Source organism: Nafulsella turpanensis ZLM-10, from assembly GCF_000346615.1.
Classification (GTDB): domain Bacteria; phylum Bacteroidota; class Bacteroidia; order Cytophagales; family Cyclobacteriaceae; genus Nafulsella; species Nafulsella turpanensis.
The window spans coordinates 13,987-36,268 of the sequence record NZ_ANNU01000023.1 but is presented as its reverse complement, the minus strand read 5'-3'; the positions used below and the strand labels follow the sequence as shown (position 1 = coordinate 36,268).

Annotated in this window: 15 protein-coding genes; 9 read left to right on the top strand and 6 right to left on the bottom strand. The window is 46.6% G+C overall.

Annotation, left to right across the window (positions count from 1 at the left end):
• Window positions 1-8 precede the first annotated feature (8 nt).
• Window positions 9-1,607 carry a replicative DNA helicase gene (gene dnaB, locus F752_RS23875; RefSeq protein WP_017731655.1) on the bottom strand — a complete coding sequence of 533 codons (1,599 nt, stop codon included), beginning with the start codon at window positions 1,605-1,607 and terminating at the stop codon, window positions 9-11.
• A gap of 118 nt (window positions 1,608-1,725) precedes the next feature.
• Between dnaB and F752_RS0110300 the strand changes: the two genes are divergently transcribed.
• The 3 genes from F752_RS0110300 to F752_RS0110290 all read left to right on the top strand — a co-directional run bounded on the left by F752_RS0110300 (window position 1,726) and on the right by F752_RS0110290 (window position 6,307).
• Window positions 1,726-3,093 (top strand): UDP-N-acetylmuramate--L-alanine ligase, encoded by a 1,368-nt coding sequence (locus F752_RS0110300; protein ID WP_017731654.1) that lies wholly within the window; start codon window positions 1,726-1,728, stop codon window positions 3,091-3,093.
• Window positions 3,094-3,141: 48 nt separating this feature from the next.
• The gene (locus F752_RS0110295) at window positions 3,142-3,966 is read left to right on the top strand and encodes an exonuclease domain-containing protein (protein WP_017731653.1); all 825 of its coding nucleotides are present in this window, start codon (window positions 3,142-3,144) and stop codon (window positions 3,964-3,966) included.
• A 130-nt stretch (window positions 3,967-4,096) separates the two neighbouring features.
• Complete coding sequence (locus F752_RS0110290) at window positions 4,097-6,307, top strand: bifunctional alpha,alpha-trehalose-phosphate synthase (UDP-forming)/trehalose-phosphatase (RefSeq protein ID WP_017731652.1); 2,211 nt, start codon at window positions 4,097-4,099, stop codon at window positions 6,305-6,307.
• A 92-nt stretch (window positions 6,308-6,399) separates the two neighbouring features.
• Here the strand turns inward: F752_RS0110290 and F752_RS0110280 are convergent, their stop codons facing one another.
• The 3 genes from F752_RS0110280 to F752_RS0110270 all read right to left on the bottom strand — a co-directional run bounded on the left by F752_RS0110280 (window position 6,400) and on the right by F752_RS0110270 (window position 13,902).
• Window positions 6,400-7,869, bottom strand: coding sequence for a glutamate synthase subunit beta (locus tag F752_RS0110280; protein WP_017731650.1), 1,470 nt, complete (start codon window positions 7,867-7,869; stop codon window positions 6,400-6,402).
• A gap of 12 nt (window positions 7,870-7,881) precedes the next feature.
• Window positions 7,882-12,390 (bottom strand): glutamate synthase large subunit, encoded by a 4,509-nt coding sequence (gltB, locus tag F752_RS0110275; protein ID WP_017731649.1) that lies wholly within the window; start codon window positions 12,388-12,390, stop codon window positions 7,882-7,884.
• 681 nt (window positions 12,391-13,071) lie between these two features.
• Window positions 13,072-13,902 carry a M48 family metallopeptidase gene (locus F752_RS0110270; RefSeq protein WP_017731648.1) on the bottom strand — a complete coding sequence of 277 codons (831 nt, stop codon included), beginning with the start codon at window positions 13,900-13,902 and terminating at the stop codon, window positions 13,072-13,074.
• A gap of 145 nt (window positions 13,903-14,047) precedes the next feature.
• Here F752_RS0110270 and F752_RS0110265 point away from each other — a divergent pair, with 145 nt between their 5' ends.
• From F752_RS0110265 to F752_RS0110240, 6 genes are read left to right on the top strand one after another with little or no spacing between them, the layout of a single operon-like run.
• Entirely contained in the window at window positions 14,048-14,659 is a 612-nt protein-coding gene (locus F752_RS0110265) for a fumarylacetoacetate hydrolase family protein (protein ID WP_017731647.1), read from the top strand.
• A 40-nt stretch (window positions 14,660-14,699) separates the two neighbouring features.
• The gene (locus tag F752_RS0110260; RefSeq protein WP_017731646.1) at window positions 14,700-16,550 is read left to right on the top strand and encodes a M23 family metallopeptidase; all 1,851 of its coding nucleotides are present in this window, start codon (window positions 14,700-14,702) and stop codon (window positions 16,548-16,550) included.
• A gap of 5 nt (window positions 16,551-16,555) precedes the next feature.
• The gene (gene bcp / locus F752_RS0110255) at window positions 16,556-17,005 is read left to right on the top strand and encodes a thioredoxin-dependent thiol peroxidase (RefSeq protein ID WP_017731645.1); all 450 of its coding nucleotides are present in this window, start codon (window positions 16,556-16,558) and stop codon (window positions 17,003-17,005) included.
• Window positions 17,006-17,012: 7 nt separating this feature from the next.
• A complete protein-coding gene (locus F752_RS0110250) occupies window positions 17,013-17,864 on the top strand; it encodes a transketolase (protein WP_017731644.1) in 852 nt (283 codons plus the stop codon).
• A gap of 5 nt (window positions 17,865-17,869) precedes the next feature.
• Entirely contained in the window at window positions 17,870-19,270 is a 1,401-nt protein-coding gene (locus tag F752_RS0110245) for a vWA domain-containing protein (RefSeq protein WP_017731643.1), read from the top strand.
• Window positions 19,267-20,223 (top strand): transketolase family protein, encoded by a 957-nt coding sequence (locus tag F752_RS0110240; protein ID WP_017731642.1) that lies wholly within the window; start codon window positions 19,267-19,269, stop codon window positions 20,221-20,223. The genes F752_RS0110245 and F752_RS0110240 overlap by 4 nt, the downstream gene beginning before the upstream one ends.
• Window positions 20,224-20,289: 66 nt before the next feature.
• Here the strand turns inward: F752_RS0110240 and F752_RS26245 are convergent, their stop codons facing one another.
• Window positions 20,290-20,460, bottom strand: a complete 171-nt coding sequence (locus F752_RS26245) for a hypothetical protein (protein ID WP_017731641.1) — start codon at window positions 20,458-20,460, stop codon at window positions 20,290-20,292.
• A gap of 45 nt (window positions 20,461-20,505) precedes the next feature.
• Window positions 20,506-22,194, bottom strand: coding sequence for an OmpA family protein (locus F752_RS25330; protein WP_017731640.1), 1,689 nt, complete (start codon window positions 22,192-22,194; stop codon window positions 20,506-20,508).
• Between the last annotated feature and the right edge of the window lie 88 nt (window positions 22,195-22,282).

Sequence of the window (22,282 nt, the reverse complement as noted above, 5' to 3'; positions counted from 1 at the left end):
GCCGGAGTTTAGAAAGGTGCATTATCATCTTCAGGGAAACTGGTATAGCCAAAGCCAGAACCACCAGGTTTACCTTTGGCATCTTCGTTAAGCTTGCTCCCCAAAGTAATGGTGCCGCCGCTGCCGCCGGCAAGAGAGCTGACGGGCGTAAAATTACCCATCCCACCTACACTCATAGGGCCTTGTCCGTCGAGGTCGGTAAAGCGGGTATACTTGCCGATAAATTTCAATTGTACAGTATCGAGCGAGCCGTTACGGTGCTTGGCGATAATTACCTCACCCACTCCCTGCAGCGGCATACCTTCTTCGCTTTCCATGATGCCATAGTATTCCGGGCGGTAAAGAAACATTACCATATCAGCATCCTGCTCGATGGAACCCGATTCACGAAGGTCGGAAAGCATCGGTCGCTTATCTCCACCCCTTGTTTCAACGGCACGGCTAAGCTGGGAGAGGGCAATTACCGGCACGCTTAGTTCTTTTGCCAGGTTCTTGAGGGCCCGCGAAATAGAGGCAATTTCCTGTTCGCGGTTTCCTTTGCCTCCACCACTTTTACTACTATCACCCGACATCAGCTGAAGGTAGTCAATAATCACCATCTGGATGTCGTGTTGGGCTTTTAATCGGCGACATTTTGCACGTAGTTCCAGAACGGAAAGGGCTGGGGTATCGTCAATAAATATGGGTGATTCTGTGAGGCGGGCTGTTTTGTGCACCAGCTGCTCCCACTCGTAATCGGCAAGGTTTCCTTTTTTAATTTTTTCACTTTCCAGCTCTGCCTCAGCCGAAATCATCCTGTTTACCAGCTGAACAGCGGACATCTCCAGGGAGAAAATGGCCACGGGTTTTCCAAATTCTACCGCCGCATTTCGCATGGCCGAAACCACGAAAGCGGTTTTACCCATGGCAGGACGGGCAGCGATAATGATAAGGTCGGACTTTTGCCAGCCTGAGGTTACGCGGTCAAGCGCACTGAAGCCGCTTGGCACTCCGGTTAAGCCGTCGGTATGTTCCTTTTTAGCCTCAAGCTCCTGAATAGCATCACGCATAATGGATCGCATATCGGCATAGTTCTTCCGGATATTGGATTCCGAAACCTCAAAAAGGGCAGACTCTGTACGGTCCAGCAGCTCGAACACATCATTCGAATCTTCGTAGGCATCGCGCTGTATTTCCCCGGCGATACGAATCAGCTTTCGCTTAATAGCCATCTCGGAAATAATACGGGCGTGGAATTCGATGTTAGCCGCCGAGTTTACCCGCGTGGTTAGCTCTGTAATATAAAACGGTCCTCCCACAAATTCCAGCTTTCCGCGCTTACGCAGCTGATTCGTTACGGTAAGTAAATCAACCGGTTCGGAATCATTAAAAAGGTCTACAATGGCTTCATAAATAACTTTGTGCTGGTCTTTATAAAAGCTGTCGGATTTTAATATATCGATAACTGCTGTAATCGCTTCCTTCTCCAACATGAGGGCACCTAATACCGCTTCCTCCAGGTCGGTTGCCTGTGGAGGAAGTTTTCCCATCAATGCGCCTGGCTCTGAGGAGGTAAACTCTTTCCCACCTGACGACTTTTTTCCTGCTGTCCCTTTTGCGTAATCCATGGAGCAAAATTATCATTTCTGAGACAAACTTGTCCACATATTATTAACATTCCTAATATTTAATGTTTGCCCGGAGCCCATTTTATTCTAACTTTGGATACTCAATATTTTCCGATTCATGAATAAAAACAGTCAGCAAATTCATTTTATAGCCATTGGAGGAAGTGTAATGCACCACCTGGCTATTGCCTTAAAAAAAGCAGGTCATCAGGTAACAGGTTCCGACGACGCATTCTTCGACCCTTCCCGCTCTAATCTTGAAAAACATGGATTACTCCCTTCCAGTGATGGCTGGGATGCCAGTAAAATCCATAGCGATCTGGATGCAGTTATCCTGGGAATGCATGCCCGTGCTGATAACCCGGAACTCCAAAAGGCGCAGGAATTAGGGCTGAAAATTTATTCATTCCCTGAGTATATCTACCAGCACAGTCGCGATAAGCAAAGGGTAGTAATTGCCGGGAGTCATGGCAAAACAACCATTACCTCTATTATTCTTCATGTGCTGCGCCACAATAAGCGCGAATTCGATTACCTGGTTGGCGCAGAACTGGAAGGTTTTGATGGGATGGTTAAGCTCTCCAATGCCCCCCTAATCATCATTGAAGGCGATGAATATACTACTTCTCCTCTCGATAAAACACCCAAATTTCTCCACTACCATCACCATATTGGCTTAATCAGCGGCATTGCCTGGGACCACATGAACGTTTTCCCTACCGAAGAAGCTTATGTGAAGCAGTTCGAACTTTTTGCCGATGCTACCCCAAAAGGCGGTTCGCTGGTAATTTGCAGCGAAGATAATATTGCCACCATCATAGCCAATAAACAGCGCGAAGATGTAAATACCCTTATGTATGGCATCCACCCTACTGTAAAAAAAGGCGAGCAGCTTTACCTGAAAACCCCTGTAGGCGATTTACCAATAGAGGTGTTTGGCAGCCATAATATGCAGAATATTAGCGGAGCCTACCAGGTATGTAAGCGTATAGGCATAACTGACAAACAGTTTTACGAGGCTGTTGGCTCCTTTAAAGGCGCAGCTAAAAGAATGCAGCTCCTAAAAAAGAATGAGCAAACGGCCATTTACCGCGATTTTGCCCACGCCCCCTCTAAACTGGAAGCAAGTGTAAAAGCGCTAAAAGAGCAATTTCCTAATCGCCATCTGCTGGCCTGCCTTGAATTACATACCTTCAGCAGCCTCAATAAAGATTTTCTTCCTCAGTATAACCATTCATTTGCAGCTGCCGACACACCTGTGGTATATTATAACCCTCATGTAGTAGAACAGAAAAGAATGGCCCCTATTAGTGAGGAGGATATTAAAAAAGCGTTTGGCCATGAGAAGCTCCAGGTTTTTTCAGATGTCCGAAAGCTCGAGGATTTTATCAGAACTCAACCGCTGGCTAACACTAACCTACTGATGATGAGCTCCGCGCAGTTTGGTGGAATTGATTTACAGAAGCTGGCCGACAAACTTATTTAACACAAGCTGGTTTCATAAAATACCCTTTAACAGGTACAAATAAGCATGATGCATAATTTTCCATCGAACCTAAAACTAAAAAACCCTCTGGCTGTATTCGATATTGAGTCTACAGGCATCAATGTGTGTACCGATCGCATTGTGGAAATTTCTGTCATAAAGCTGCTTCCGGATGGAAAGCAGGAAACCTATACTTACCGGGTTAATCCAACCGTCCCCATTCCGGCCGAAGCCAGCATGATACACGGTATTTATGATAAGGATGTAAAGGACGAGCCCCGTTTTGAGGAAATAGCCCCGGTACTGAACAGAGTACTGAACGGGTGCGATTTGGGAGGCTTTAACCACCTGAAGTTCGATATCCCCATTCTGATGGAGGAATTTTCAAGGGCCGGCATTGAGTTCGAAATTAAAAACCGGAAGCTGATTGATGCACAAAAAATATTCCATTTAATGGAAAAACGTACACTTTCTGCAGCCTATAAATTTTATTGCGAAAAAGATTTAGCCGATGCACATAGTGCCGAAGCGGATACCAAAGCGACACTAGACGTTATTCTGGCGCAAATCGAGCGCTATGAAGGACAAACGGTAGAGGACAGCCAGGGTAATAAAATTGGAATTTTACAAAACGATGTAGAGCAGTTACACAAACTTTTTAATCACCAAATGGTCGATTTAGCAGGTAGGTTCGTATATAATCAGGACGGGGTGGAAGTATTTAATTTTGGGAAACACAAATTTCGCCCGGTACTCGAAGTACTTAAAGAAGAACCTGGCCTGTACGACTGGATGATGAGAGGAGAGTTTCCGATTGACACCAAAAAAAAGTTAACCGAATTGAGGCTCAAATCTTTAAACAACGCTTTTTAAATTTTTCAAAAACCTGGTTCTTTTTTAACAAAAAAATAGCTAAACTATAAAGGAAAAAGACAGCACTATTTTTTACATGAGACTGCTTTCTTTTTAAAGCACAACTTAGATTTTTTAATTCTTTCAAATAATGGCAAAAACTATCATTGTCTCCAACAGGCTCCCGGTCAAAATACAGAAGGTCAATAATGAGCTGGTTTACCAGCCAAGTGAAGGCGGTCTGGCGACAGGATTGGGCTCAATTTACAAAGAGGGCGATAATGTGTGGATTGGCTGGCCAGGCTTGTATGTAGACAATAAATCTACAAAAGAAAAGATTAACGACGAGCTCAAAAAAAACAATATGCGACCTGTTTTCCTCACCGAAGAGGAAATCCGGGACTATTATGAAGGCTTCAGCAATGAAACCCTCTGGCCTACTTTCCATTATTTTAATAATTATGCCATCCATGAACAGTCTCTCTGGGAGGCCTATGTAACGGTTAACCAAAAGTTTTGCAAAGAAATAATCCGGATTGCAGAACCGGGCGATACCATCTGGATACATGATTATCAGCTCCTGATTCTTCCACAACTTGTCCGGTATAAATTGCCGGAAAGCAGCATTGGTTTCTTTCTGCACATCCCCTTCCCTTCTTACGAAGTTTTCAGGCTACTGCCCTGGCGTAAAGAGTTGCTAAACGGGCTTTTGGGTGCCGACTTGATTGGCTTCCATACCTATGACGATATGCGCCACTTCCTGAGCTCCGTAAACCGGATTGTTTCCCTTTCGCATACAAACGGGCAGGTTGAGGTCGAAAACAGGCGGGTGCTGGTAGATGCCTTTCCCATGGGCATCGATTACGAAAAATACCACGAAACTGCCGGGTCGGCCGAAACTATTAAAAAGGAAGTCCGCTATCGCACTTCCATCGGAGAAACAAAGCTTATAGTAAGCATTGACCGCCTCGACTACTCCAAGGGGATTCCCAACCGCCTGCTGGCTTTTGAGGAATTCTTCAAAAAATATCCGAACTGGAAGGGAAAGGTTTCTCTCCTGATGGTACTCGTTCCTTCGCGCGATAAGGTGGAGCGGTACAAAGAGCTTAAGGAAGAAATCGACGAGCTCGTTGGACGTATCAACGGGCAATTCGGTCGTTTAAACTGGACCCCGGTTCATTACTTCTATCGCTCCTTTCCGCTCAATTCTCTTTCGGCCTTTTATCGTATGGCCGATGTAGGTCTGGTAACCCCTATGCGCGACGGCATGAATCTGGTGGCAAAGGAATATATTGCCAGTAAACTGGATAAAACCGGCGTGCTGGTCCTGAGTGAGATGGCAGGGGCATCCAAAGAGCTGCTCGATAGCATTCTTATCAATCCAAACGATGTGGACCAAATGGTGGAGGCGCTGAATACCGCCCTTACCATGCCCAAGGCAGAGCAAAAACGCCGGATTGAAACCATGCAGAGCAGTCTGCGGAAATACAATATCCACCATTGGGTTAAGGTATTTATGGATCGCCTCCATTATATTAAGGAAAGACAGATGCTCCTTTCTACTCAGCTGCTCGATGCCGAAATTACGGAAGAAATCAGTGAGCGCTATGCTTCGGCAAAACGCAGACTTATTTTTGCAGATTACGATGGCACTCTAAGTCCTTATACCGACGACCCTACCGCTGCCGGCCCCGATAAAGAGTTACTGCAGGTTTTAAAGACGCTGTCGCAGGATGAAAAGAATAAAATCATCATTATTAGTAGCCGTGACAGAAATACCCTCAAGTGTTGGTTGGGACACCTCAATATTGATATGGTGGCCGAGCACGGCGTTTGGCTAAAAGAGGCAGGCGAGGATTTTCAGTTGATTGACAAAGTGGAGAATCGATGGAAATACGAGATTCGCCCCATCCTGGAAGATTACGTTGGCCGCACGCCGGGTTCCTTCCTCGAAGAAAAGGACTATTCCCTCGTGTGGCATTATCGGCGGGTAGAAACAGGCCTTGGAGAACTCAGAATGAGGGAACTGACCAGCCATATGAAGTACCTGGCTCCTAATATGAACCTGCAGGTGCTTGATGGTGAGTGTATTGTTGAGGTAAAAAGCCTTGAAGTAAATAAAGGAAAGGCTGCAGGCAGGTGGCTTGAAAAGTATGGTGATGCCGATTTTATTATGAGTTTTGGCGATGACTGGACGGACGAAGACACCTTTAGGGTAATGCCTGAACATGCCCTAACCATAAAAGTAGGAAGTGCGCCTTCTATTGCAGAGTACCGGACCCATTCATACAAAGAGGTCCGGAAACTGCTTCGCACCCTGTCGCAAACGAACCGCTTAGTTAATAACCATCATAAGGAATAACAGGGAATACCCACTTAAAAATGACATCAAAAAAGGCAGCGCTACTTAATGGGGCGCTGCCTTTTTTTGAAATAAACAGGTTCTCTCCTTCCTTAACCAACCATCAAATCTATTGCCGATTTATTTTTAGAGGGCAGGGCGGTTTCCCCCATCAGGTAAGTATCTACAGCACGGGCAGCTTCTCTACCTTCGGATATCGCCCACACTACCAATGACTGCCCCCTGCGCACATCGCCTGCTGTAAAAATATTTGGAATGTTCGTCTGATAATTTGTGGCATACACATTGCCTCGTGCATCCAGTTCTATGCCCAGTTCTTCCAGCAGCCCTTTTGGCTGGGTATGCACAAAGCCAATAGCAATAAGGGCCAGCTCACAGGGAATTTCTCTTTCACTCCCTTCCACTTCAAAAAAAGCCATTCGGCCACTCTCATCTTTTCTCCACATCACATCCACCACTTTAACAGCGCGGAGCCGTCCTTCTCCATCCCCTACAAATTCCTTGCTTTGCATGGCCCAGTTACGCTCACACCCTTCTTCGTGAGAGCTGGAAGTCCGGAGAATCAGCGGCCATTGGGGCCATGGGTTTTCCTCACTCCGTTCCAGTGGAGGTTGTTGCAGGAGCTCAATCTGGCTCACCGATTGTGCCTTCTGCCGGTTAGAGGTCCCCACACAGTCGGCACCCGTATCGCCACCACCAATAACCACCACGTTTTTCCCCTCGGCCCAAATCTCTTCTGCGCCTATTGCTTCACCATTCAGCCTGCGGTTTTGTTGGGTAAGGAAGTCCATGGCAAAATGAACGCCTTGGAGCTCCCGACCTTTCAAAGGAAGATCACGCGGTACTTCAGCACCACAGCAAAGCACTACGGCATCGAAAGTATTATTAAGCTCTTCCGCAGATATATCTTTTCCTACATGGGTATTGGTTCTGAATTGCACTCCTTCAGCTTCCATGACCTGTACCCGACGCTCAATTACCCATTTTTCCATTTTAAAATCCGGTATCCCATAGCGAAGCAGTCCGCCAGGCTGGCTATTCTTCTCAAAAATGGTTACCTCATGCCCCGCTTTATTTAATTGTGCAGCTGCGGCAAGTCCTGCCGGACCGGAACCTACCACAGCCACCCTTTTGCCTGTCCGGTTTTGTGGTGGATCCGCCTTTATCAGCCCCAGCTTAAAAGCTTTTTCAGCAATAGACTTTTCGATAAACTCAATGGCTACAGGGGGCTTATTAATACCCAATACACAGGAGGCTTCGCAGGGTGCAGGGCAAATGCGGCCGGTAAATTCAGGGAAATTGTTGGTGCGGCTCAGCACTTCAATCGCTCCTTCCCAATCGCCACGATAGGCGGCATCGTTAAAATCAGGAATATTATTACCGAGGGGGCAGCCGTTATGGCAGAAGGGGACTCCACAATCCATACAACGGGCAGCCTGCTCTTTTCTTAGCTGTTCATTCTCCTTTTCGTAAAGCTCATTAAAATCATTTACCCGCACCTTCGGGTCCCGCTGTGGCGGTAATTCCCGCTTATATTCTTTAAATCCTGTTATCTTTCCCATAGTAGTTTCTTTTTAAACAGCCTGCTTTAACTTGTTCTTTCTACTTTCCAATACCGCTTTATACTCTCCCGGCAGTACTTTAGTGAATTGGCTGAGCGATTCTTTCCAATTTGATAAAAGGCTTTTGGCCAGGCTACTTCCGGTAAACTTCTGGTGATTTTCCAGCAGCTGGCGAAGTATTTTCTCATCATCGAACTCTATCGGCTCAAAATCCACCATTTCTTTGTTACAGCGCTGCAATAGTCTCTTTTCGGAGTCAAAGACATAGGCCATTCCCCCGCTCATTCCTGCAGCAAAATTCCGCCCGGTTTCTCCCAGAATCACTACCGTTCCGCCCGTCATATATTCACAGGCGTGGTCGCCCACACCTTCCACCACTGCCGTAGCGCCAGAGTTTCGAACACAAAAGCGCTCGCCTGCCAGCCCGTTAATATAGGCCTCTCCTGAGGTAGCTCCGTAAAATGCCACATTCCCAATCAGGATATTTTCTTCCGGCTTAAAGGAGGAGCTGACATCCGGATACACAATTAACTGGCCACCGGATAAGCCCTTCCCGAAGTAATCGTTGGCTTCTCCTTCCAGCTCCAGACGAAGCCCCGGGGCGGCAAAAGCACCAAAGCTTTGTCCGGCCGAGCCCTTGAACCGGAAATGAATACTTCCTTCGACCAAGCCTTCTTTTCCAAACTTCTTGGAGATTTCATTCGACAAAAGAGTGCCGATGGCCCTGTCGGTATTTATAAGTTCAAAAGAAGCTCTTACCGGCTCTGCCTGCTCAAATGCTTTCCCTGCTGCTTCCACTAACTGCCAGTCCAGCACATTATTTATTGGGTGGTCCTGCTCCATTTGTTTAAATAAACCTACTTCCGGACCAGCAGGAGCACGGTAAAGAATAGGTCGAAGATCCAGTTCCTTAATTTTCCAGTGCTCAATATTATCGCGGATTTTCAGGACATCTGTCTGACCAATCATTTCATCGACCGTACGGAAACCAAGCAAAGCCATTATTTCGCGTAAATCCTCGGCCAGGAAATGGAAAAGATTTACCACATGCTCCGGTTTACCTGTAAAGAGCGCCCGAAGTTCAGGGTCCTGGGTAGCGATGCCCACAGGACAGGTATTGAGATGGCACTTCCGCATCATAATACAACCCTCCACAATGAGGGCAGCTGTGGAAACCCCCCATTCCTCCGCACCCAGAATGGCTGCAATGGCAAGATCGCGCCCGGTACGCATCTGGCCATCGGCCTGCACGGTAATGCGGCTCCTCAAATTGTTCTTCACCAGTGTCTGATGCGTTTCAGCCAACCCAAGCTCCCAGGGGATACCGGCATGGCGAATAGAACTGAGTGGCGAAGCGCCGGTTCCTCCATCAGCACCGGATATCAGTACCACATCGGCTTTCGCTTTGGCCACACCAGCCGCAACTGTACCTACTCCTGCCTCAGATACCAGCTTCACATTAATACGGGCTTCCCTGTTGGCATTCTTCAGGTCGAAAATAAGCTGTGCAAGGTCTTCAATAGAATAAATGTCGTGGTGTGGTGGTGGGGATATCAAGCCTACGCCGGGAGTAGAGTGCCGAACTTTGGCAATCCATTCATCTACTTTGTGGCCCGGCAACTGTCCGCCTTCACCAGGCTTTGCACCCTGCGCTACTTTTATTTGAAGCTCCTCGGCATTACTCAGGTAAAAACTGGTCACACCAAACCGACCCGATGCTACCTGCTTAATGGCAGAACGCTCCCAGTCCCCATTGGCTTTTCGGGCAAAACGAGCCTCATCTTCCCCACCTTCGCCACTATTGCTTTTCGCGCCAATCCGGTTCATGGCAATGGCCAGGGTAGAATGCGCTTCATGAGAAATGGAGCCGAAAGACATTGCTCCTGTGGCAAAACGCTTCAGGATATTTTCTTTTGGCTCCACTTCTTCCAGTGGAACAGGTTCACGCTTCTCAAAATCGAGGAGCCCTCTCAGCGTGCAGGCTTTCTCTGTCTGGTCGTTGATGTACTGCGCATATTTTTTATACAGCTCAAAGTCGTTCCGGCGCGTAGAGTGCTGCAGAAGATGTATTGTTTCAGGATTCATCAGGTGAAATTCTCCATCGCGCTTCCACTGGTAAAAGCCTCCGGCTGGCAGGCGATGAATTTTTTGCTCCGGATAAGCAAATTGGTGGCGTACCAGCACCTCTCTGGCAATTCCATCGAAGCCTATTCCTCCAAGGCGCGAAATAGTCCCCTCGAAGCATTTCCTGATTACCTCCTCTCCCAACCCGAGTGCTTCAAAAATCTGGGAGCCCTGGTAGGACTGCAGGGTGGAAATGCCCATCTTAGATAGAATCTTCAGTAAGCCCCCGTTAATTCCCCTGATGTATTGCTCAATCGCTTTTTTATCTTCCTGCCCTTCCCACGGCTTTTGCTGCTTATTGAGTGTTATAATCGACTCATAAGCCAGGTAAGGAAAAACTGCGCTGGCTCCATACCCAATAAGAGTGGCAAAATGGTGGGTTTCCCAGGCATCACCTGCCTCAATTACCAAACCTGCTTTTGTTCGCAGGCGCTTTCGAATCAGGTGGTGCTGCACAGCCCCTGTTGCCAGTAAAGAGGGTACAGGAGCCTGAGTAGCATCTGCTCCTTTATTCGAAATTATGAGAATGTTGTAGCCATCCTGAATTGATTCTTCAGCCTCCCTGCAAATGCGGTCAACTGCCCCTTCGAGTCGGTCAGGCTGACCATCGGCCATAAAGAGGGCGGAAATAAGCTTATGCCGGTACCCATGCTGCTCCAGCTGGGTAATCGTCATCATGTTTTCGTGGGTAAGTACCGGCTGAGAAATATGGACCTGCTTACAATGTTCCGGGGTTTCATCCAAAATATTCAGGCCTACTCCAATGCGGGTAAAAAGAGACATAACCATTCGCTCCCGGATGGGATCAATTGGCGGATTACTCACCTGGGCAAACAGCTGCTTGAAATAATTGGACAGGTGCTGACTTTGGTTAGAAAGCACAGCCAGAGGAGTATCTGCCCCCATGGAGCCAATAGGCTCTTTTCCAAGGCTGGCCATAGGTGCTAAAATAGATTTTAAATCCTCAGAAGTATAGCCATAAGCTTGCTGGCGCTGCATCAGGTTTTCCTCCTCAACCTTAAAAGCAGGAATACTTGGAGGCAACAATTCACGGAGTTTTATCCTGTTGTGGCGCAACCATTCCCGGTAGGGACGACGGTTCGCGACCTCCTCTTTAATTTCCGCATCTTTGATCAGTCGGCCTTTTACCAGGTCCACAACCAGCATTTTACCTGGCTGCAAACGCCCTTTTTCCAGTACCTCCTTCTGCGCTACAGGTAAAGCACCAGCTTCGGAAGCCAGAATAACAGTTCCATCGCCCAATAGGCAGTAGCGGGAAGGACGCAGGCCGTTTCGATCGAGCATAGCTCCCACCATTCTTCCATCGGTAAAACAGATGGAGGCAGGACCATCCCATCCTTCCATTAGAGAAGCATGATATTTATAAAAATCTTTCTTTCTGGCTGACATCAGGCGGTTATCTTCCCAGGCTTCAGGCACCAGCATCATCAGGGCATGAGGCAGCGAGCGTCCCCCCATCACCAGCAACTCCACCAGGTTATCGAAATTGGCCGAATCGGAATGCTCGCCATTGCAGACGGGAAGCAACATTTCCAGCTCCTCTTTGCTAAAGAGCGGAGAGCTCATGAGCGCTTCCTTGGTCTTCATTTTATTTACATTCCCACGAATGGTATTGATTTCACCATTATGGGCAATATAGCGGAAGGGCTGTGCCAGTTTCCATTGTGGAAAAGTATTGGTTGAAAAGCGCGAATGAACCAGGGCCAGAGCCGATACCACCCGCTCATCCTGTAAATCAAGATAATAGCTCCTTACCTGATCGGTCCTTAGTTGCCCTTTATAAATGATGGTTCGGGATGATAAGCTGGCATAGTAAAAATCGCCGTAATTTCCTTCTACCGTATGGCCGATGGTGTGAGTGGTATAATTTCTGAATACATAGAGTTTTCTTTCCAGCGCATCCTCCTGCAGTTGCGAATCCATGGATTCGACAAACAACTGCTCAATTTTAGGTTCTGTACTAAGGGCTGTTTCGCCTATTCCCTTCCGGTTTACCGGCACCTGCCGGTAGCCGATTATCCTCAGCCCTAACTTTTCAGCGGCTTCCGCTAATACTTCCCTGCAGCGGTCCCGCACTTTTTCTATGGCCGGGAAAAACACCATACCTACCCCGTAAGCGCCTGAAGGTGGAAGGGCAATCCCTTCTTTTTTAGACTCTTCCGACAGAAAGGCATGGGGTATCTGAAGCAGGATTCCTGCCCCGTCGCCTGTTTCGGGTTCACAGCCACAGGCGCCACGGTGCTCCATATTTTCAAGCATTCGAAGGGCATTGGCTACCGTTTTGTGCGATTGAAGGGCGTGAAGATTTGTAATAAAGCCGATACCACAGGCATCGTGTTCAGTTTCTGGCAGGTATAGAGAGCGGGTATCTTTCATCATTACGCATACGGGTTTTACACTCTTGCCTCAGGACAAAAGCAGGTTAGAAAAACTGAAAAGATATGAAGGCACAAAGCAAGTCCTGAAACAGGAACTAAGAATCTCTGAACGCCTGGCTGCTGGTTAAAAAGTTGGGTTTCTATTTAAGTTCGGGACCATTTAATGGTCATGAAAATCCTGAGCTACTAAGGCTAAAAAGTCAGGACATCAAACAAATAAAACATCTACTTTTATCGTTTTGACAGAATTTTAATCAACAAAACTCTGTACAAATATAACAAAAATTCCATAAACAAAAATCATCCCCTTGGTATTGCTACTAAATGAACAGGCTCTTTTTCATTGGGTTAGGATAAAAAAAGGCGAAGAGACTAATTACAATCGTTTGAATTTTTCAGGCTTTTTTTCCTGATTTTTTTTAATTTTTCTTAAAAATTGACCGAAAAGGAGCAAAATCAACCTCTCTCCCTCAGTGGGATTGGAAACGGAGCCTTCAAATTCTGATTAAAAGCAGAAAATCTGAGAAGCTCCCTTCCTGTCATAAGTAGATACGCTTCAAAAAAAAGAGTGGCAGAAAAGGACTTAGCTTTTCTGCCACTCTTGATGAGAAAACTGTTAACCAGATAGAGTAAAGAGTAAGAGCTCTCTGCCTCCTTTACCTGGTCCAGATGCTATATTTTACCTGTTTTGCTGATAGACAGCCACTGCCTCATCCATATACTTATTTAGCTGATTAATACGGGTTTCGGGGTTCGGGTGGGTGGAGAGAAACTCCGGTGGACGAGATCCACCTGCTTTCGCCTGCATTCTTTGCCAGAAGCGTGGAGCTTCCCTCGGATCGTAACCAGCCTTCGCCATAAACATTAACCCAAGGCGGTCGGCTTCGGACTCATGCTCCCGGCTGTAAGGCAACTGTACCCCAATCTGGCTCCCCAGCCCAAAAGCTGTCATGGCTAACTGCTGGGTCATTTGCGGCTGCTGGGATAGCGCTGCCTGCAAGGTTGCACCACCTAACTGCTGCGCAAGTCCTAAAGACATCCGCTCTGCCCCGTGCTTTGCAATTGCATGTGCTATTTCGTGCCCCATTACCACCGCAACACCCGTTTTATCACGTGCAATGGGCATGATACCTTCATAAAAGGCTACTTTCCCGCCAGGCATGGCCCATGCATTGATAATATCTTCTGCTATCAGGTTAAACTCCCATTCAAAGCCTTCCACATTGTCGGCTTCTCCAATTTCCCGCATGTACTGTTCCACCGCCTGTGAAATATCTCTCCCTACTGAGCGTACCATATTAGCCCATTCCTGGTTGGAAGACAGGCGGCTGGTATCTAATACCTGTTCATATTGCTGAAAGCTCATGGCATTAATTTCTGAAGCAGGTACCAGCGACAACTGCCGGCGGCCGGTTAATGGCACTGTGGAACAGCTTTCTACGGCCAGAAGTACCAACAGGAGTAAAATGCTCATGGCATAATTCCTGTACTTTAAAAATGTTGGTTTCATAACAGTTCTTGTTTATTTAAGTTTAAGAGTAATAAATAGCCCATCAATTAAATTGTTTTTAAACCAGTACGTGAGCGGTTTGAAATACAGCTATCTTTTCAGTTATTTGTATGGTGCTGAATAGATACCTACAAAAAATTTGCCAATGAAGATTTTTGGGATCGGCAGAAACTATGCCGAACATATAAAAGAGCTGGGAAACGAGCGTCCGGAAGAACCCGTTATTTTCCTTAAACCTGATACTGCACTTCTGAGAAACGGTACCCCCTTCTATTACCCTTCCTTTTCGCAGGATGTGCACCATGAAGTGGAAATTGTAATCCGCATTTGCCGGGAAGGAAAAAATATAGAAGAAAAATTCGCGCATAAATACTACGACCAGCTAGGTATTGGCATTGACTTTACCGCACGTGACCTGCAGACAAAAGCAAAACAGAAAGGGCTGCCGTGGACCATTGCCAAAGGATTCAATGGCTCTGCCCCCATTTCTGACATGCTGCCAGTCAGCGATTTTGAAAACCTGCACAATATCCAGTTTTCTTTAGAAGTGAATGGCGAGAAACGGCAGAGTGGTAATACCAGCCATATGATTTATTCTTTTGATTATATCATCGCATACTTATCGAAATTTTTTACGTTAAAAAAAGGCGATTTAATTTACACCGGAACTCCCGAAGGGGTCGGGCCTGTTAAAGTAGGCGATCGCTTATCTGCAAGTATTGAAAATAAAACCCTCTTAGACTTTGAAGTTAAATAAGGTTCTGACTTTAATCCTATTCAATTTGTGTGCTGGAGCCATGGCTTTTGCCCAGCAGGATATTATACCAAAAGGCTATTACCTGTTCCCTATAAGGCCCGGAGAAGTCAATTACCTGGCTGGCACCATGGGCGAACTTCGGCCCGGCCATTTTCATGGGGGTATTGATATTAAAACCGGTGGTGTAATAGGCTCTCCGGTCCATGCTTCTGCCGACGGCTACATTAGCCGGATTAAAGTATCGACCAGCGGTTATGGTAACGTCTTATATATGGCCCACCCAAATGGTACGACCACCGTTTACGGTCACCTCGATACTTTTGACGATAAAATAGCTGACTATGTACGCGAGATGCAGTATCAGCAGAAAACTTTTGATATTGAGCTGTTCCCGGAAAAAGACCAGTTCAGCTTTAAAAGAGGGGAAGTTATCGGTCTCAGCGGCAATAGTGGCTCATCGGGTGGACCTCACCTGCACTTTGAAGTAAGAGATGCCCGGCAGGATGTTCTGAACCCTCTTACCTATGGCTTTGAAGAAATTAAAGACGACATTTCTCCGCTGGTATATGGTGTAGCCGTTAAACCGCTTACTACCGGAAGCCGGGTAAACCAGCAGTTCGACCGTCTCGAATTCGACCCGGTTTTGGAGGGAAATGACTATGCAATTTCTAAACCAATTGAGGTTTGGGGAAAGATTGGGCTGGAGATTGAAGCATATGATAAACTAAACGGCGCCAATAATTCAAATGGCTTCCCGTGTATAGAAATGAGTATAAACGGAGAAGAGGTTTTTAGCCATAACCTTGATAAATTTGCTTTTGCTGAAACCAGGCACATTGAAGTACATACCGATTATTCCACCCGCAAAAAAACGGGCGATAAGTTTATCCGCCTTTACAGGGCAGATGGCAATGAACTCTCCTTCTATAAGCTTAACAATAATGGAGGGGCCATCATAGCCAGAGAGGCAGATTCCCTCTACGATGTAAACATCAAGTTATCCGATGCCTACGGTAATATTCGGGAGTTGAAACTACAATTAAAAGCCAAGGCACCCGCAGAAGAGCTTACCCATAATAAAATTAAAGGAGAAGCTGAAGCCAGTATACTTGACAACACCTTAAAATTTTATGCCCCGATAAAGGAAAATACCAGCAAAATTGCCACTCTTTATGCCAACCGTATGGCTTACGAACTGGCACCTGCCTACCAGGAAGCGGACCAGGCGGTATACCTTTGGGATTTGCGTGCCGGACTGCCCGATTCAGTTAATGTTTGTGAGGAAAGTAAACACTTTAACTTTAAAGCTTTAGTCCCTGCCGGGCAGGAGTATAACCTGTACCTCTCCGGCATGGATCTTCATTTTCCTGGCAACTCCCTTTTCGATACTTTATATTTGGAAGCCAATTACCGGCAGGAAGCAGGCAGGGAAATTTTTAGAGTAGGAGAAGATGTGCAACCTCTGAAAAATAGCATTTATTTAAAACTGAAGCCACAACAGGAGTATTCCGATAAAACCCGTACGCATGCCTATTCCTATTCTGCTAATGGATACTATGGCTGGGAAGGCGGCAGCTGGGAGGGCGAACAGTTTAGCTTTCGTACCAGAAGCCTTGGAGAATATACCCTCTTAACCGATAGTGTGGCACCCGAAATTCGCCCGGTGCGGGTAAATAGCAATAGCTTATCCTTTAAGATTTGGGATGAGCTTTCCGGCATCGGTAGCTTTGAGGCTTTTGTGGATGGAGAGTGGGTGTTAATGAACTATGACCACAAGCGCCAGGTCATCTGGTCGGAAAAATTAGACCCTAAGAAGGCGTTTAAAGGCCCTGTAGAGCTGCGGGTAACAGATTTGGCCGGTAACAAACAGGTATACTCAAGCAAACTTTAATATTTATGGAACTGGAAACTGGCCAGAAGGCCCCTGAATTCACTACAAAAGATCAGGATGGAAAGGAAGTTTCTCTCTCAGACTTCCGCGGCAAAAAAGTTGTGTTATATTTTTATCCGAAAGACCAAACCCCAGGCTGCACAGCCCAGGCCTGTAACCTTCGGGATAATTATGAACTTTTGCAAAAACAGGGATATGTAGTACTGGGAGTGAGCACCGATAGTGGGGCCTCCCACCGTAAATTCATCGAAAAGCAGGAACTCCCCTTTCCGCTCCTGTCGGACGAGGACAAGAGTCTTCATGAAAAATATGGAGTTTGGAAAGAAAAAAATATGTATGGCCGTAAGTATATGGGCACGCTACGCACTACCTTTGTCATAGATGAAAAAGGAACCATCGAAGACATCATCAAAAAAGTAAAGACCAAAGACCATACCGCTCAAATTATTAAGTAAAGCTCCCATGAAGAATCAACCAAACATCGACGAACTCCAAAAGCTGGCCAGCCAAATCCGCCGCGACATTCTTCGGATGGTACATAACGTGCAATCAGGACACCCAGGAGGCTCTTTAGGATGTACCGATTATTTTACAGCCCTTTATTTTCATGTACTGGACCTGAAGCCAGGGTTTGACATGGATGGAACGAATGAAGACCTTTTTTTCCTGAGCAACGGACACATATCGCCGGTATGGTACAGCACTCTTGCCCGCAAAGGTTATTTCGATACAAAAGAATTAGGCACCTTCCGTAAAATTAACAGCCGCCTGCAGGGGCACCCTACTACAGAGGAAGGTCTCCCTGGTATAAGGATTGCTTCCGGCTCTCTGGGTCAGGGCTTATCGGTGGCCATTGGCGCTGCTCAAACTAAAAAATTAAATGGCGATAAGCACCGCGTTTTTGTTTTGATGGGAGATGGTGAACAGCAGGAAGGCCAGATTTGGGAAGCCGCCATGTATGCTGCCCATAACAAGGTAGACAACCTTATTGCCACCATCGATTGCAACGATCAGCAAATTGACGGCCGCGTGAGCCAGATTATGGGACTGGAAGATTTAGGCAAAAAGTGGGAAGCTTTTGGCTGGAGTGTGATCACCTGTAATGGAAACAATATGGAAGATGTAATCCGCCAGCTGGAATATGCCAAGTCTCTTTCAGGTAAAGGAAAGCCTGTTATGATGCTGATGCAAACAGAAATGGGGAGCGGCGTCGACTTTATGGAAGGAACCCACAAGTGGCATGGTGTAGCTCCGGATGATGAAGAATTGGAAAAAGCCCTTGCACAACTTGAAGAAACGCTTGGCGACTATTAATCTGTTTGAATAAACTATTTCTCTCAGGACTGTTAGGCCTGATATTTTTACTGGCAAAGCCTCTTTCCGCTCAAACAAGTGAGCAGGAGGCTTTGTCGGGAAAAACCCGCATCCTTTTTCTCCTGGATGCTTCAGGCAGTATGCTGGCTCAATGGGAGGGCCGGCAAACCAGGATGGATATTGCCAAAAGGCTGCTTTCCGAAACCATCGACTCCCTGAAAGTAAATCCCCGCCTCGAGCTGGCCCTTCGTGCTTATGGCCACCTGTACCCAAGCCGCTATCAAAATTGTTCCGACTCAAAACTGGAGGTTCCTTTTAGTTCAGAAAACCACGAGCAAATAAAACAAAAGCTCCACCACCTAACTCCTCAGGGCACCACCCCTATTGCTTACTCTCTTGAAAAGGCGGCAGAAGATTTCCCTGTCGATGTTAATGCCCGAAACATTATTATCATGATTACTGACGGACTGGAATCCTGTGGGGGCGATCCCTGCGCAGTGTCCAGGAAGCTTCAGGAGAAACAGGTTATTTTGCAGCCCTTCGTAATTGCCCTGGGAGCAGAAGAAGGCTTTGAACAGCAGTTCGATTGCATGGGCGATTATTACGACGCCTCCAGCATTTCCCAATTTCGCGAAGCGCTCCGTAAAACACTCACCCAAAGCCTGGGCAAAACCACCCTTACAGTAGAATTGCTTAACGAAGCCGGACAGCCCAGGGAAAAAGATATAACCGTTACGCTGCAGCACCATTACACACAGCAGGCAATTCGGAATTTCGTGCACTACCGCGACAGCCGCGGCATTACTGACACCATAGAGGTGGACCCGGTACTTCCATATGATGTAGTGCTGCATACAATTCCCCCTATGGAAAAGAAGGCAGTTCGCTTAAAAGGAGGCCAGCATAATACCCTCATGGTAGAAGTGCCAAGAGGACAGCTAACCCTCTCCCAAAAGAATCACCATGAGTATCCGGGTGGTGTAAAGGCCATTGTAAGGCGGCACCAGCAGCCACAAACGCTGTACACCCAGCCTGTGGGCAGCAGCCAGAAGTACCTGGCCGGCCAGTACGATGTTGAAGTCCTTACCCTTCCCCGCACCTATTTTTACGGGCTGGAGTTAGGAGCAGGCAAAGAAATAAATCTGGATTTGCCCGCCCCGGGCATAGCCAATATCCGCGCAGATTTTTCCGGGATCGGGGATCTTTTTGTCCTGGAAGAGGGAAATGGGCAAAAGCTAATTCACCAATTAGATGAGAAAAAATCGGTAAATTCCTTAGCTTTGCAGCCAGGGCAGTACAGGCTTGTTTTTCGGGCCCGCCAGGCACAGGGAAGCAGGTATACTAAAATCCGTGACTTCGAAATTAAATCAGGAGCAACAACCAATATAAACCTATTTGGCAGATGAGTACAAAATTCACGTACAGCGAAAAAAAAGACACCCGTTCCGGTTTTGGTGCCGGTTTAGTAGAAGCAGCCCGCAAAAATGATAAGGTAGTAGGTCTTTGTGCCGACCTTACCGGCTCTTTAAAAATGGGTGATTTTAAAAAAGAATTTCCCGACCGCTTTTTTCAGGTGGGTATTGCCGAAGCGAATATGATGGGCATCGCCGCCGGCATGACTATCGGCGGAAAAATCCCTTTTACCGGAACCTTTGCTAACTTTTCCACCGGCCGGGTATATGACCAGATTCGCCAGTCGATTGCCTACAGCGACAAGAACGTAAAAATTTGTGCTTCCCATGCAGGCCTTACCCTTGGCGAGGACGGGGCTACTCACCAGATTCTGGAAGATATTGGAATGATGAAAATGCTCCCGCACATGACCGTCATTAATCCATGTGATTATAACCAGACGAAAGCCGCCACCATGGCTATTGCAGAGTACGAAGGCCCGGTATACCTCCGCTTTGGCCGTCCGAAGGTGCCAGTGTTTACTCCTGCCGATCAAAAATTTGAAATAGGCAAAGCGCTACACCTTATTGAAGGGAGCGATGTTTCCATTTTTGCCACAGGCCACCTGGTTTGGCATGCCATAGAGGCAGAAGCCATTCTGCAGGAAAAAGGAATTAATGCAGAGGTCATTAACATCCACACCATTAAACCACTCGACGTGGAGGCTATCCTGAAGAGTGTTCAGAAAACCGGCTGTGCTGTTTCGGCTGAAGAACACCAGCTCAATGGCGGACTGGGCGATAGCATAGCACAGGTTCTTAGCCTGAAGCTTCCTTCGCCCCTTGAAATGGTGGGAGTAAATGACTCTTTCGGGGAAAGTGGTACGCCAGAGGAACTAATGGAGAAATACGGCCTCAATACCCAAAGCATTGTGGATGCCGCACTCAAAGTAGTAGAAAGAAAGTAAAACTGCCCCGGAGGAAACCTACGGTTACAGAAATTTGAATGCTGCTCCTTTCAGGGGCAGCATTTTTTATAGCTCCTCTTCAATTGGCTCCACCTTTTCCTCTACTTCCTCTGCCGGAACCGGTTGCCTTGCCTCATAGGCCTGATAAGCATACCATACCACTGCGCCTCCCAGTATAGTTAAAAAGAGAACGACCAAAAATTTAATCCAAAGTTTTCTATATCTAACTGCTGTCATGTCTTCTTAACAAGAAACCCCACGAATTGTGAGGCTTTTTTTTTATCATTCCTGATATTGAATCGTTGTTTCTACCCGTCTGTTCCAGGCCCTGCCTTCTGCATCTTCATTCTCTTTCAGGGGTTTATCTTCCCCGCCACTTATCAATTCTATTCTACCCGTATCAATGCCTCTCTCTTTAAAGAAGTACATCAGGTTTTGAACCCTTTTCATAGCTACCCTTTTATTTACTTCTTCCGAACCAATATTATCCGTATACCCTACCAGTTTTATGCGTAACTCCGGTCTCTCCTGCATTATTCTGGCTATCCGGGCCAGGCGAGGGACATAATCGGTAGTAACAAACACGCTATTAAACTCATACATTAGGTTTTGCGCTATTTTGAATTCAATCAAATTCCCTTCTATCCTCATTACCAGGTCCAGATTAGGGAGGGACTTTTCCAGGTAAGACTTTAGCTCCGCTGCCGCTACTGAAAGACTTTCCCCATCGGAGCCGATGCTAATATCCTTCCCGAACCCTGTTGATACATTTTCGAGGCCTCCCTCAGCCACTAAAGAAGCAGGATTACCTGCTGGTGTAATTTCTTTTTCAATACCTGCGGTTATTTCTTTATAAATGGAGTCTTCGAGAGCTGCTGCTATATTTACGACATCTACTTCTTCCTTCTTTTCTTCAGCAGGCCAACCTGCAAAGCTTAGACCCTGAAAGTTGGTGCGCTGCCCCAGTTCATCAATCCTGAAATTACCGCTCAACATAATTTTAGAAATGGCTGCACTATCGAGCTTAACCAATACCGGTCCGTTAATGGCGGTAAAATTCTCCGGCAACTCAACTCTTAGAATATTCCTGTTCTCTTCTTTAGGATGGTATGAAGTATAATAGAGATATTGAAAATCGCTGGTAATGGAGAAATAGGTTTCCTCCAGGGCTGTATTAATGGCCGGCCCCAGGTTGACCGGTTCCGACCAGTTGAGCCAGCTGTCGTCCAGCCTTACGGACATATAAATATCGCTTCCACCCTCCCCTTTATGCCCATAAGAACAGAAGAAAAGAGAACGGCCATCGGCTCCCATAAATGGGGCAAAATCTGCTTTTGAGGTATTAATTACTCCTCCAAGGTTTACGGGCTCTTTCCACCCGCCTTCACTATTAGGAAAAGATATATACAAGTCCTGTTCTCCTATTACCGAATCTCCTTCAATAGCCAGAAAGAGAACGTTCTGCTTATAATCCAGAAAGTAATCGGCATAGCTGCTGATGTTGATGAAATTCTCAATCTCTAATCCTTTCGGCTTGGTCCAGTCCGACCCTTTTAAGCGACTCCGGATTAAGGGGGTTCTTCGGGTTTTTCGATAGGTATTAAAGAAAATCCCCTCCTCTCCGTCGGGACTAAGGCTGGCAATGGCATTACTTTTTCTGTTATTAATCAGGGAGCCAACATTCTGTGGCTCGGACCATTGATCAGTAAGCGTATCCCGGTAAGAAACCCACACATCCTGAAAGTCTTTTTTTCCCCGCTTGTTCCCCTCATGGTGGCGACGGCTAAAATACAGTGTATTGCCATTATCAGAAATAAGCGGGCGTGCCTCTGCATAAGCAGAATTGATGGCAGTGAGCTCTTTCTTTGGAAAACCTTCACGTTCTGTTGCCTGCGTTGGGCTATCCTGGCCCTTTGCCTGCAGGATAAATACAAGCCAAACGAATACAAAAACCCTACTTATCTTATTCATCCCTAATATCCTATTCAGATGTTCATTTCTTCTATCGAAATAATCTATAATTAGAGAAAAATACAACAGGAGGTAATATCCCTTATAA